Here is a 13,191-nt window from a genome sequence, read left to right on the forward strand (position 1 = left end):
CTCTCGCACGGCCTCACGTTACTGCCTCAGTTCAGATCATCTTAGAGTTCGATGTCCCTCTGGCGAGAGTTCGTCTCCGTGTGTTCTGGCGAATTCTGCAGCGAGTTATCGCGCGCTAGGGCGTCGTCAGATGCCGTGCCTCGTGGGGCAGTGCCTCGTGGGGCAGTGCCGAGAGCCGACGTCTCAGGGGTGCTTTGGGCAGCGGCCGCCGTGCGCAACTGCTCGCGCTCGAGTTCGGCGGCTTCCTTTTGGCTCTTAAGCTTGCGAATGTCACGACCGCGCTTGGACCACATCAGAGACCAGATCATGTAAATGACAAACAGGACGGCCGCAATGATGGCGCCAATTCCCACCCATTGTGTGAACCATGTTGCGGAGGTGCCGAGGATGGTTCGAGCGTTCTGTGCAGCTTCTGACGTTCCCGTCATGATGGCGAGAGTCAAGAGGTTTGGAGTGGAGATCAGGACGGCAAGAACTGCGAGGACGCCCTTCCAAGCCCAAGAGACGCGGCGTCGGCGAGCCTGCCAGAGAACAAGCAGGGGAATAATGGTGAAGCCGAAGCCGTAAATGAGGCCAAGGAGCACTCCGCCGCCAAGGTTTCCGCCGACCTGTTGTGCGATGGTGTCTGCCCACCAGATGGGTAGGAATGCGGACAAGAGCCAGAAGGCGAGAGCCGCGACGACCAGCAGGACAAGCCCAATGATGATGCGCATGCCCCAGCGCGTTCGTGGCTTTTGAGGTGCCTGAGCAGTGGCCTCGGAAGGCTGAGTTGAACCATGAGTCATATAGGGATTCTTGCAGACGCTAGTGAATTGCCGATTGATATTTGTGGGACATTCAGTAAATGCTTTCCGCCCGGGTGTTCAAGAGGCACTGCACTTAGGTAACATTCCGGTAAAGGAGGTAGGGTGTTGTGATGGATTCGCAGGACAAACGTGAGCTCAACCTCGTTCCGAAAGACCAGAAACTAGAGGTCAATGAGGGATGGGAAACGAATATGTCCGATTGCTGGCCCATTCCGCCTGCGCCTACCTCTGCGGGCAAAGATGATCGGCCATCTGCCCCGAGCCCCACACACACGAATGCTGCCACCACTGGACAAGCCCCCGCCGCGGGGAAAGGACACCACACCATGAGCGAAGAGACGTTCGGCGCCTCAGCCGTGAGCCCCGAAACCGCCTCCGAGACTACGAGCATTTCCCTGCCTCCTTATCGCGAAGAAGAGGTTGCGGACTACCAGTTGTCCCCATCTGAGCGCGAGTTTGTCGCAGCTTTGTCTGAAGGTTCGGCGCTCTTGATTGCGCACTCCGGTCCAAACCGTGGAGCACGTTTTCTTCTTGATCAGGATGTCACTTCGGCAGGACGTCATCCGTCGGCCGATATCTTCTTGGACGATGTCACGGTCTCCCGCCGCCACGCAGAATTCCGCCGTACCAATGGCACCTTTGAAGTGGTTGATTCAGGCTCCCTCAATGGCACGTACGTCAACCACGACCGCGTCGACGCGGCTACCTTGCGCAGTGGTGCAGAAGTTCAGATTGGCAAGTTCCGTCTGACCTTCTATGTAGGAACTCGACCAGCTCGTCAGGGCGTAGTAAACAGCTAGAATTAGGAGGGACACGCTTCCACGTCCCGGGCCTTGCTAAAACGGCCTGGTCCCGTAGGGAGTGTGACCCAAATTCTTCGTGACGCCGTTGGCAAGGGGTGTGCCAAGCTGTGTCATTCATCGATGTTCAAGAACGGGGGCGACATGGCCACTTTGGGTACATCTGCGCGCGGTCGCCTTGCGAGCGCCGCTTCTCAAGGGACTCCTTCGTCCACGAATTCCGTTCTCAACATTGGTGAAGTCCTCGCTCTCTTAGCTGAGGATTTCCCGCAGATCACGGCTTCCAAGATTCGTTTCTTGGAGGAAAAGGGTCTGATTTCGCCCCAGCGCACCGCTGCGGGCTACCGCAAGTACACCAAGAACGACGCCGATCGCTTGCGTTTCATTTTGGCGCTTCAGCGAGACCAGTACTTACCTTTACGAGTCATCAAGGATTACCTCGATGCAGTAGACCGCGGGGAAGAGCCTGAGCAGTTGCCTGGCGGCATGAAGCTCACTCCGCAGACTGTCACTGAATCCTTCTCCGAAAAGGCGACCCAGCGTCGTCGTAGTTTGACCCGCTCTGAACTCATTGGCGCTACCGGAGCCACCGGCGATCTCATTGATGCGCTGCTGCAGTACCGATTGATCCAAGAAAATCCTGCCGGACGGTTCACGGAACACTCGGTCAAGATCACGCGTTCATGCGTGCAATTGGCGCAGCACGGTATTGAGCCTCGGCACTTGGGAATCTTTCGGCAGTCCGCCGATCGACAAGTCGCCCTCGTCAAGCACGCGATCACGCCCTTGGCAGGTCGCAAGGATGTGGCTTCTCGGGCAAGGACTGCCGAGACCGCCCGTGAAATTAGCGATAGCTTCTTGGCGATCCATACTTCGCTCGTGGATGCTGCACTTTCCGAGCTGGACCATTAAGCGGCAGACTGAACGCATGATTCCTGTCAGCATTACCGGCGTCCGTGTTGAGCTACCGTCCACTCAACCTGTGGTCCTGGTAGGTGAGATCGAAGGCAACCGCCAGATTCCCATTTGGATTGGTGCGCCGGAGGCCTCGGCCATCGCCATGGCGCAACAGGGGATTGAGACCGAGCGTCCGCTCACTCACGATCTGTTCATCAATACCTTGGCCGCCACCGGCGTGAGCATTGACCGCGTGGAAATCAACCGTGTTGAAGGCGCCGTCTTCTACTCGTCGCTGGTGCTCAGCAACGGTTCACGCATCGATGCAAGAACCTCGGATGCCTTGGCGCTCTCCTTGCGTGCGGGAGCCCCCGTATTCTGTGACGAATCGGTGATGGAAGAGACCGGAATAGTGCCCGAGCGCGTTGACGACGACGTGATTGAGGACGAAGAGAAACTCAAGGAGTTCCGCGAATTCTTGGACACCATTGATCCGGAAGATTTCGCCTCCTGATCATTGCGGCTTCGTAGTCTTTGTTGACGCTTGGAAGGCACATGAAGCACCGTGTGTGCGACACGCCTTCAAGTTAAGGTCGAAGGTCTTTGACGGAAGCTCGAAAGCGGCCTACCGTCATTACTAGAAAAACTTTTTATCACACCTGTCTGGAGAGGTTCTCCACGAGAGGTTCAGGCAATGCCTGCAAGGAGCCACTGAAGGAGGTCCACGTGAGTCCAACGGACAACACGCGCGGCACTGAGAACGGCCCAAGTGCGCCTGAACCTGTCCAGGTGCGTCTTAGCAACGGACAAGGTCTGTTGTTTGACAATGATCTTCCCGACCTAGACGTCACCGCCGGCTACCGCGGACCCACTGCGTGCCGTGCCGCAGGGATCACATACCGTCAGCTCGATTACTGGGCGCGCACCGGCTTGGTGGAGCCCACCGTCCGTGGCGCTCACGGTTCTGGATCGCAGCGGCTCTACAGCTTCCGCGACATTCTGGTCCTCAAAGTCGTCAAGCGTCTTTTGGACACCGGTGTTTCCCTCCAGCAGATTCGCACTGCAGTGATCCACTTGCGCGAACGCGGTGTGGAGGATCTTGCCCAGATCACGCTGATGAGCGACGGCGCCTCCGTCTACGAATGCACCAACGCCAACGAGGTGATCGACCTCGTCCAGGGAGGCCAGGGAGTATTCGGCATCGCTGTTGGACGAGTATGGCGCGAAGTCGAGGGCACCTTGGCTGAGCTGCCGTCAGAACGAGTCGACGACGGCGACGATGCGCAGGCTTACCCTGAGGACGAACTGTCCAAGCGTCGCGCTGCGAAGAAGTCAGCAAGCTAAAGCGATCACTCAGGCTCAGCATGTAGCCACACGTAGTTAGTCAAAAGCCGCCCGGCTGCACGCAGAATCTGCGATGCGACCGGGCGGCTTTTGCGTGAGTGGTGAAGCGCTTACTTATTGCGGACGGCGTCGAGCAGTTCGCTGAGCAGTACGGCGCTGAGTCGAGCGGACTCCGTGGGCCACTGGTGAACAGCGTGCGCAGCGCCCTGAATCTGCTGCCAGTCTGGAATGTCCGGAAGTACGGGGGAGAGAAGAGCGTCGCCAAACATGGTGGCCATTTCCTTCAAGCGGAACTGGTGCTCACCGGACTCGGGACGGTACTTGTTAGCTACCACTCCGGCGGTCTGAATGGATGGCGCGAACTCGCGACGGAACATGTTGAGCGCGCGCATGGTGCGCTCGGTGCCGGCTACGGAGAAGAGTGAGGTCTCGGCGACCAAGAGCACCTTATCCGAGGCGTACCAGGCCATGCGGGTAAGTCCGTTGAGCGATGGCGGGCAGTCGATGAGCACGAGGTCGTAGCCAGTGACTCGTGACAGGACCGTCTTGAGGCGCTTGAGATCGCGCAAGCGCAAATCTGGGCGATCGTAGATGCCAGTGAAAGCGGAACCGTAAGCAACATCCAAACGGCCCTCGGAAAAAGCCTCACTTGAGTTGTCCGAGCTTGAGTTGTCCGAAGCCGCAGCGTCCGCTGGGTCTTGAGCTGCGTCGTCGTTCTGCGAACGAGCAGCGCTCTCCTTGACTGAGCGCACAATCTCCTGATGACGTTCAGTCCAAGAGCTAGGAACAGCGTTGGCGTTGAGATTGGAACGGCGCACGTTCTTCAGCATCAGGCCAATGGGCTCGCGGCCGGTGGGATTGATTCCCAAACCGGTGCTGGCATCAGCATGAGGATCGAGGTCAACAACGAGGGTCTTGAGGCCAGCATCGAGCGCAGCAGATGCCAGGCCGAGTGTCACGGAAGTTTTGCCGACGCCGCCTTTGAGGCTCGAAATGCTCACTACCTGCACGGGATAAACCACGCCCTTCGCTTGGAACCCGCGGTGGCGCGGGAAGTTTAGAGATAAACCTTCCCCATGGTAGTCATGTCTTCCCAAATTCTCAGGCTGATTGTCTTGACGTTTCGCGTATTGAGCCCTTCATTTGACCTGAAAGGCCCTTGCGGTAGGGGTGAACGGTCACGGGCGTGACAAGTCTCGCAATGAAGTAGGTGTGACTCGTTAAACGCGCTAGCGTGACATGGAGCACTGGGCTCCCGTTCAGTGCTGGGATCGATGGTGAACCTACCGAGGTTTCGCATTGATCGAGATACCAGACTCCAGACCTTAGGGGACGTATGTTTTCCAAGATCTTGGTTGCAAACCGCGGAGAAATCGCAATCCGTGCTTTCCGTGCAGCCTACGAACTAGGATCCAAGACGGTTGCCGTCTTTCCTTATGAAGACCGAAATTCCATTCACCGCCAAAAGGCCGACGAAGCCTACCGCATTGGCGAAGAGGGACACCCGGTCCGCGCTTATCTCGATGTTGATGAGATTGTTCGCGTAGCTAAAGAATCTGGTGCAGACGCAATTTACCCGGGCTATGGATTTCTCTCCGAGAATCCGGATCTAGCCCGTGCCGCCGCTGATGCGGGAATCACCTTCGTGGGCCCACCCGCGGAAGTACTGGAGCTTGCGGGCAACAAAGTCGCTGCCCTGAAAGCCGCTCGTGCCGCCGGAATTCCTGTCCTCCAGTCCTCGGAGCCCAGCAAGGACGTAGATTTCTTGCTCGCTGAAGCGGACAAGATCGGATTCCCGATCTTCGTCAAGGCCGTCGCAGGCGGTGGCGGACGCGGTATGCGCCGTGTTGATACGCGCGAAGCGCTGCCAGAAAACTTGGCCGCTGCCATGCGTGAGGCGGACACCGCTTTCGGTGATCCCACGGTGTTCTTGGAGATGGCAGTACTGCGCCCGCGGCACATTGAAGTGCAGATTCTCGCGGACAAGCACGGCAACGTGGTGCACCTCTTCGAACGCGACTGCTCCCTGCAGCGCCGCCACCAAAAGGTCATCGAAATTGCGCCCGCGCCAAACCTGGACGAGAACATTCGCCAGGCTCTGTACTCCGATGCCGTGAAGTTTGCGAAGGCGCTGGGCTACCAGAACGCCGGAACCGTGGAATTCCTCGTGGACACCGTGGGCGAGCGCGCTGGCCAGCACGTGTTCATCGAAATGAACCCGCGTATCCAGGTTGAGCACACCGTGACCGAAGAGATCACGGACGTGGACCTCGTGGCTTCCCAGATGCGTATTGCCGCCGGCGAGTCCCTCGAAGAGCTCGGTATCCGTCAGGATGAGCTGCGCATCCGAGGCGCCGCGCTCCAGTGCCGTATCACCACCGAGGACCCACAGAACGGCTTCCGTCCGGACGTGGGAACCATCACTGCGTACCGTTCCGCTGGCGGTTCCGGGGTGCGCCTGGATGGCGGCACCATTTACGCCGGCGCCGAGGTGTCCCCGCACTTCGACTCGATGCTGGTCAAGCTGTCATGCCGCGGCCGCGACTACAAGATGGCCGTGGCCCGTGCTCGTCGCGCATTGGCCGAGTTCCGTATTCGTGGCGTGTCCACGAATATCCCGTTCTTGCAGAACGTGCTGAGCGATCCGCAGTTCATCGCGGGCGACGTCGCTACTGACTTCATTGACTCCCGTCCGGATCTTCTCGAGGGCAACAAGTCTCAGGACCGCGGCACCAAGGCGCTGCAGTTCCTCGCGGACGTCACGGTCAACAAGCCAAACGGTGACCGCGTTGACGGCATCGATCCTCGCGATAAGTTGCCTCGTTACCCCGGTGACAAACGCGCTGAGCCGGATCGCAGTCCTTTCGACGGCCCGTCCACCTTCAAGCCGGCGGACGGTTGGAAGCAGAAGCTCGACGAACTAGGGCCAGAAGGATTCGCGAAGGCCCTGCGAGAGCAGACCGCTGTGGCCGTCACGGACACCACCTTCCGCGACGCTCACCAGTCCTTGCTGGCTACCCGCGTGCGTACTCGCGAGCTCCTCGCAGCGGCCCCGGCCTACGCTCACATTATGCCGCAGCTGTTCTCGATGGAAGTCTGGGGTGGCGCTACGTATGACGTCTCCTTGCGTTTCTTGGGCGAAGACCCATGGAAGCGACTTGAGCTGCTCCGCGCCGAGTTGCCAAACATTCCGTTGCAGATGCTTCTTCGTGGCCGCAACACGGTGGGTTACACCCCGTACCCCACCGAGGTCACGGATGCTTTCGTGAAGGAAGCGGCCAAGTCCGGCATTGATATCTTCCGTATCTTCGATGCGCTTAACGATGTCAGCCAGATGGCTCCTGCGATCAAGGCTGTTCGTGAGACCGGTACCGCTGTTGCTGAAGTGGCCCTGTGCTACACCGGCAACCTGCTGGATCCGAACGAGAAGCTCTACACGCTGGACTACTACCTGAACCTTGCGGATCAGATTGTGGCTGCCGGCGCGCACATTCTTGCCATCAAGGACATGGCCGGTCTCTTGCGCCCCATGGCCGCGAAGAAGCTGGTGGCCGCGTTGCGCGAGCGCTTCGACCTTCCTGTTCACTTGCACACCCACGACACCGCGGGCGGCCAGTTGGCAACGCTCATGGCGGCAGTTGATGCTGGTGTGGATGCGGTGGACGTTGCGGTTGCTTCAATGGCTGGTACGACGTCGCAGGTCAGCTCCTCAGCGCTGGTTGCGGCACTTGCCAACACCGAACGCGATACCGGAATTGATCTAGAAGCGGCGGCTTCGCTTGAGCCGTACTGGGAGACCGTTCGAACGATTTACAAGCCGTTCGAATCCGGGCTGACCGCGCCAACGGGACGCGTGTACCGTCACGAGATTCCAGGTGGCCAGCTCTCCAACTTGCGTCAGCAAGCGATTGCGCTGGGTCTGGGCGAGCGCTTTGAAGCGATCGAAGACATGTACACGGCCGCCAACACGATGCTGGGCAACGTGGTGAAGGTGACTCCTTCCTCGAAGGTGGTGGGCGATCTCGCCCTCCAGCTCGTAGGCATGAACGTGGATCCGGCCGAGTTTGAGGCGAACCCTCAAAAGTTCGACATCCCGGACTCCGTCATTCAGTTCCTTTCCGGCGAGCTCGGCGATCCTCCAGGAGGATGGCCGGAACCGTTCCGCACGAAGGCGCTCGAGGGTCGCACCATCAAGCCGCACGTCGAAGAACTCTCGGCGGAGGATTCGGAAGCTCTCAACGGAGATTCCATGCTCGTCCGCGCAACGCTCAACCGCTTGCTTTTCCCTGGCCCAACTCGTGATTACGAGAAGACGGTGGCGGAGTTCGGCGACGTTTCGGTGCTCCACACCCGCGACTACCTGTACGGCCTGACGAAGAATCGCGAGCACGTGATTTCGTTGGGCAAGGGCATACGCTTGTTGGCTACGCTGCAGGCAATCTCAGAACCTGACGAGAAGGGCATGCGTACCGTCATGCTCACGCTCAACGGTCAGATGCGTCAGATCACCGTTCGCGACCGCTCGGTGGAATCCACTGTGAAGTCCGCGGAGAAGGCTGATCCAAGCAACAAGGCTCACGTGGCTGCTCCGTTCGCGGGCGCTGTCACCGTCACGGTTGCTGAGGGCGATCAGGTGGCTCAGGGCGGAACGATCGCCACTATCGAAGCGATGAAGATGGAAGCTGCCATCACAAGCCCTACCGGCGGCACCGTCAAGCGCGTTGCGATTTCCGGCACACAACCGGTACAGGGTGGCGACTTGATCGTGGTGGTCGAGTAGCCAATCCTTCCGGGAGGAAACAACTCTTCATCGGATTACGCTTCCAGATGAGTGAAGCGTAACGAGCTCATAGGCTAGCCGCCTTCTTCACGGGAGGCGGCTAGCCTATTTCTATGACTCATTACGATTTGCTGATTCTTGGATCCGGTTCCGGTAACTCCCTTATTACTCCGTACTGGGATGACAAGAAGGTGGCAATTGTCGATGGCGGTATCTTCGGCGGTACCTGCCTGAACGTGGGCTGCATCCCCACCAAAATGTTTGTTTACCCGGCCCAGCTTGCGGATTCCGTTGACGAAGCCGCCCGCCTTGGTGTGGACCTCGAGTTCAAGGGCGCCCGGTGGGGCGAGATTCGCGAACGCATCTTCGGACGCATCGACTTCATCTCGGATGCTGGACGCAAGTACCGGGACATCGAACTCGAGAACGTAGACCTCTACGCGGAGTTCGCTACGTTCACGTCTCCGAAATCAATGGTGACGGCCTCCGGCAAAGAGATCACGGCAGACAAGGTAGTCATCGCCGCTGGATCCCGAGCTGTCTTGCCCGATATCCCGGGCATCGATCTTCCCCAAGTCCATACCTCTGACACCATCATGCGCGCGGACTTCCCGCAGCGAGTCGTGGTGGTGGGCTCGGGCTTCATTGCAGCCGAGTTCGCCAATATCTTCCACAGCCTGGGTGCCATGGTGACGCAGCTGTCACGCTCGGGCGAGCTCTTGCGCACCCACGATCCGCTTGTCTCGGAACGCTTCACGGCTGAGGCTTCCAAACGGTGGAACGTTCTGCACGCCACCCCCACCGCGGTTGAAAGCGCAACGGATGGCGGCGTCGTCGTACGGTATGAAAACCGAGATCAGGGCGGAACGGAGGCCGGCGAGATCGCAGCGGACGTGGTGCTGGTTGCTACCGGGCGCGTGTCCAATGTGGACCGACTAGACCCTCAGCCAGCAGGCTTTGACGTCGCGGACGGCATTTTGAGCGTGGACGAATTCCAGCGTGTGCTCTCCAACGGGCAACCGCTAGATGGCGTCTTTGCGCTCGGTGATGTGTCGAATACGTACCAGCTTAAGCATGTGGCCAACCGCGAAGCGCGCGTGGTCATTCACAACCTCGAGCACCCCGAAGACCTCCGGGCCACCGACCACCGCGCCGTGCCTTCGGCAGTCTTCACGCACCCGCAAGTGGCAAGCGTTGGGCTCACGGAGCCGCAAGCGCGAGAGCTCGCCGAGCGTGAGGGTTGGGCCGAGGATGAGCTGGCCATCGCCGTTCAAGAGTACGGATCCACCGCCTACGGGTGGGCCATGGAGGACCAGACAGGCTTTGTGAAGCTGCTGGCCCGCAAGTCAACCGGCGAAATCCTGGGTGCTCACCTTATGGGGCATGAAGCCTCCAACCTCATTCAGCCGCTGGTTCAAGCGATGCAGTTTGGCACTGACGCCCACACACTGGCCCGTGCTCCGTACTGGATTCACCCGGCGCTCATGGAGGTCGTGGAGAACGCGCTGCTCTCGTTGGGCACGAAGGATTCAGGAACGCTGTAGTTCATTTCAGTACGACGACGCCGCCCCACCAAGCTGTTCAGCTGGCGGGGCGGCGTCGGTTAAGCGGGCGGGCCTTATTGGCTCGCGCTCTTTAGTTGGCTTTGGTTCCGTAGATCGCATCCACCTCGGCCTGGAAGTCCTTCAAGACCTGGGCTCGCTTGATCTTCAACGATGGCGTGAGGTGACCAGACTCTTCCGTGAAGTCGGAGGCGACAATCCGGAACTCCTTGATGCCCTCGGCGCGGGAGACCGTCTCATTGGCTTTGTCCACGAGAGCCTGAATCTCCGTGCGGACCTCGTCCAGCTGAGCGGCCTGAGCCACGGACATGTGCGGTAGGTTGTGGCGCTGCAACCAGCCCGGAAGGGCCTCGGGATCCAACGTCACCAGGGCAGCAATGAACGGCTGGTTGTCTCCGATCACAACGCACTGGGAGACCAAGGCGTTCGCACGGATGTTGTCTTCGAGCTGAGAAGGAATCACGTTCTTGCCGGAGGCGGTCACGATGATTTCCTTCTTGCGGCCCGTGATCTTCAAGAAGCCGTCCTCGTCGAGACTGCCGATGTCACCGGTGTGGAACCACTCGCCCTCAAAGGTCTCATCCTGCAAATCAGGGCGGTTGTAGTACGAGCGCATGACGCAAATACCGGTGGCAAGGATTTCGCCGTCGTCTGCAATCTTGACGCCGTTGCCGGGCAGTGGCTTGCCCACCGTGCCGATCTTGATGAGCTTTGGCGTGTTCACCGTGATGGGGGCAGTGGTTTCCGTCAAGCCGTAGCCCTCGAGGACCAAGAGGCCGATTCCGTGGAAGAAGTGACCCAGACGCTCACCCAAGGGGCCGCCGCCGGACACGGCGTACTTCATACGGCCACCCATTGCCTCACGGATCTTTCCGTAAACCAGCTTGTCAAAGAGCGTGTGCTTGAGCTTGAGACCCAGTGGCACGGCACCCTTTTCGGTAGCACGGGACCATTCGATGGCCGTGTCTGCTGCCGCGTGGAAAATCTTGCCCTTGCCGCCATCCTCAGCTTTGAGCAGGGACGAGTTGTAGACCTTCTCGAAGACTCGCGGCACTGCAAGCAGGAAGGTGGGGGAGAAGCTTTGAAGGTCTGGGAGCAGGTTTTTGACGTCTGGCGTGTGGGCAATGTTCACGCCAGCTGCGACGCCCAGGACGGAGATGAATCGGGCAAAGACGTGAGCCAACGGCAAGAACATCAGCGTTGATGCGCTCGGGTTAACGGCCTCTGGAAGCTCAAGCTGTGCGTTCTTGGAAAGATCCACGAAGTTCTTTTGGCTGAGTTCGCAGCCCTTTGGACGGCCGGTGGTTCCGGAGGTGTAGATGATGGTCGCAAGTGAATCGAGCTTGAGCGAGCGGCGGCGCTCCTCCAGTAGTTCGTCCGAGACATCCTTACCGGCTTCGCGAAGGGCGTCCAGGCCGTTGTCCTCCATGAGCCACACGTGCTTGAGGTGATCAAGTCCCTCATTGTGGGCGGCCGTACGGACAACGTTCTCGTGTTTGCCGGATTCGACGACCGCGGCCGTCGCGCCGGAGTCGCCAATAATCCAAGCGACCTGCGTTGGGGAGCTGGTTTCGTAGATCGGCACGGATGCGCAGCCAGCGAACCAGATTGCGAAGTCCACGAGCGCCCACTCGTAGCGAGTGCGAGCCATAATGGCCACACGGTCCCCGGCCTCTACGCCGCTTGCGATGATGCCCTTAGCGATGGCGATAGCGTCATCGCGGAATTCAACGGCCGAAACGGGGGTCCAGGCTGGCTGGCCCTCGGCGGCGTTGGGGTTACGAACTGAGAACAGGGTGAGATCTGGACTGTTTCGCGCGTGCACCATCACGAAATCGGTGATGTTCGTTTCGGGCGAGGACTCGGTCCTAGCGGGTACTCTGAATTCGCGCACGGGCTCTCCTTTGTCACTGGCTGCTGGTACAGCATGATCACATTGCCGGGAAATGGGTCCAACAATGCAGTTACTATCAGCCTATATGTCTTGGATCACATCATGTTGAAGAATCACTTAGATCAGTCCGTAAAGAGCGATTTATCACTCGTCAGCGAGTCGCGATTCTCCGTGGGCATCGACGTGGGTGGCACCAAAATTGCCGGCTTGTTACTCGATGGTAACAATCAAATTGTAACGCGCGCTACATTGCCGGTACCCAAGAGTTCCACCGAATCCCTCCTCGACGGGCTCGCTCGGGTTGCGCTCGAATTGATCGACGCGGCGCCTTCCGAACACCGCGAACGATGCTCGGTCGGTTTTGCTATTGCCGGTTGGCTCAACGCGACCAGCGACTTTGTCCGCTTCAGCCCGCACTTGCCGCTCACTGGCGTCTTCGTCAAGCACGAGCTCGAGTACCGTGTGGGCCGCCCCGTTGTCATTGCGAATGACGCCGATGCGGCAGGCTGGGCGGAATTTCGCTTGGGCGCCGCACTGGATTACGACGACGCAGTCTGCCTCACACTAGGGACCGGGCTCGGCTCTGCGGTGATTGCGAACGGCACTCTGATTCGTGGCGCGATCGGCATGGCGGGCGAATTAGGGCACGTGTGCATCGACCCCACCGGACCTGAATGCGCTTGTGGCGGAATCGGCTGTCTGGAAATTTTCGCCTCCGGAACTGGCGCCGAACGTGCTGCATGGAAGGCCGGTCTCATGATGACCGGTCGTGAACTCGTAGCCGCCGCTGAGCTGGGCGATCGCGACGCTTGTGCAGTGCTTGACGACGTTGCCCGGCCCCTAGCGCAAGCGCTCACCATGGTGGTAGGCACACTGGATCCTGGTGTAGTGGTCATCGGTGGCGGCTTTGGAACGGCCTCGCCATACTTCCTGGACTCGTTGCGGCGCCAGTACGCGGCGCTGGCGTCCCGACCCGAATCACGCCCGCTCGTCCCCGTAGAGGTTGCCACGTGGGGTCCCGAAGCCGGCGCGGTGGGGGCGGCACTACTCGCTGCACATCACAAGAGTTAGTACGAAAGGTTTCTCGCAGCCGAGTTCCGCTGAGAAC

At 59.5% G+C, this 13,191-nt stretch carries 10 protein-coding genes; 7 read left to right on the plus strand and 3 right to left on the minus strand.

Annotated elements, in window-relative coordinates:
- Positions 1-41: 41 nt before the first annotated feature.
- The gene (locus HD598_RS02235) at positions 42-785 is read right to left on the minus strand and encodes a hypothetical protein (protein WP_183663515.1); all 744 of its coding nucleotides are present in this window, start codon (positions 783-785) and stop codon (positions 42-44) included.
- A gap of 347 nt (positions 786-1,132) precedes the next feature.
- Here HD598_RS02235 and HD598_RS02240 point away from each other — a divergent pair, with 347 nt between their 5' ends.
- The 4 genes from HD598_RS02240 to HD598_RS02255 all read left to right on the plus strand — a co-directional run bounded on the left by HD598_RS02240 (position 1,133) and on the right by HD598_RS02255 (position 3,847).
- Positions 1,133-1,606 carry an FHA domain-containing protein gene (locus HD598_RS02240; protein ID WP_071895149.1) on the plus strand — a complete coding sequence of 158 codons (474 nt, stop codon included), beginning with the start codon at positions 1,133-1,135 and terminating at the stop codon, positions 1,604-1,606.
- 144 nt (positions 1,607-1,750) lie between these two features.
- Complete coding sequence (gene ftsR, locus HD598_RS02245) at positions 1,751-2,518, plus strand: transcriptional regulator FtsR (protein ID WP_183663516.1); 768 nt, start codon at positions 1,751-1,753, stop codon at positions 2,516-2,518.
- A gap of 16 nt (positions 2,519-2,534) precedes the next feature.
- Positions 2,535-3,017: a bifunctional nuclease family protein gene (locus HD598_RS02250; RefSeq protein WP_071893708.1), complete on the plus strand. Its 483-nt coding sequence runs from the start codon at positions 2,535-2,537 to the stop codon at positions 3,015-3,017.
- 275 nt (positions 3,018-3,292) lie between these two features.
- A complete protein-coding gene (locus tag HD598_RS02255; protein ID WP_071895147.1) occupies positions 3,293-3,847 on the plus strand; it encodes a MerR family transcriptional regulator in 555 nt (184 codons plus the stop codon).
- Positions 3,848-3,957: 110 nt separating this feature from the next.
- Here HD598_RS02255 and HD598_RS02260 read toward each other — a convergent pair whose 3' ends face one another.
- Positions 3,958-4,857 (minus strand): ParA family protein, encoded by a 900-nt coding sequence (locus HD598_RS02260; protein ID WP_157103206.1) that lies wholly within the window; start codon positions 4,855-4,857, stop codon positions 3,958-3,960.
- Positions 4,858-5,183: 326 nt separating this feature from the next.
- Between HD598_RS02260 and HD598_RS02265 the strand changes: the two genes are divergently transcribed.
- A complete protein-coding gene (locus HD598_RS02265; RefSeq protein ID WP_183663517.1) occupies positions 5,184-8,627 on the plus strand; it encodes a pyruvate carboxylase in 3,444 nt (1,147 codons plus the stop codon).
- A 113-nt stretch (positions 8,628-8,740) separates the two neighbouring features.
- A complete protein-coding gene (locus HD598_RS02270; protein WP_183663519.1) occupies positions 8,741-10,171 on the plus strand; it encodes a mycothione reductase in 1,431 nt (476 codons plus the stop codon).
- 91 nt (positions 10,172-10,262) lie between these two features.
- On the opposite strand, the gene HD598_RS02275 is transcribed toward HD598_RS02270, so the two are convergent.
- Positions 10,263-12,083, minus strand: a complete 1,821-nt coding sequence (locus HD598_RS02275; RefSeq protein ID WP_311538920.1) for an AMP-dependent synthetase/ligase — start codon at positions 12,081-12,083, stop codon at positions 10,263-10,265.
- A 102-nt stretch (positions 12,084-12,185) separates the two neighbouring features.
- Between HD598_RS02275 and HD598_RS02280 the strand changes: the two genes are divergently transcribed.
- A complete protein-coding gene (locus HD598_RS02280) occupies positions 12,186-13,154 on the plus strand; it encodes an ROK family protein (protein ID WP_183663521.1) in 969 nt (322 codons plus the stop codon).
- The last annotated feature ends 37 nt before the right edge of the window (positions 13,155-13,191 follow it).

Origin of the sequence: Neomicrococcus aestuarii (genome assembly GCF_014201135.1) — a bacterium.
Taxonomy (GTDB): Bacteria; Actinomycetota; Actinomycetes; order Actinomycetales; family Micrococcaceae; genus Neomicrococcus; species Neomicrococcus aestuarii.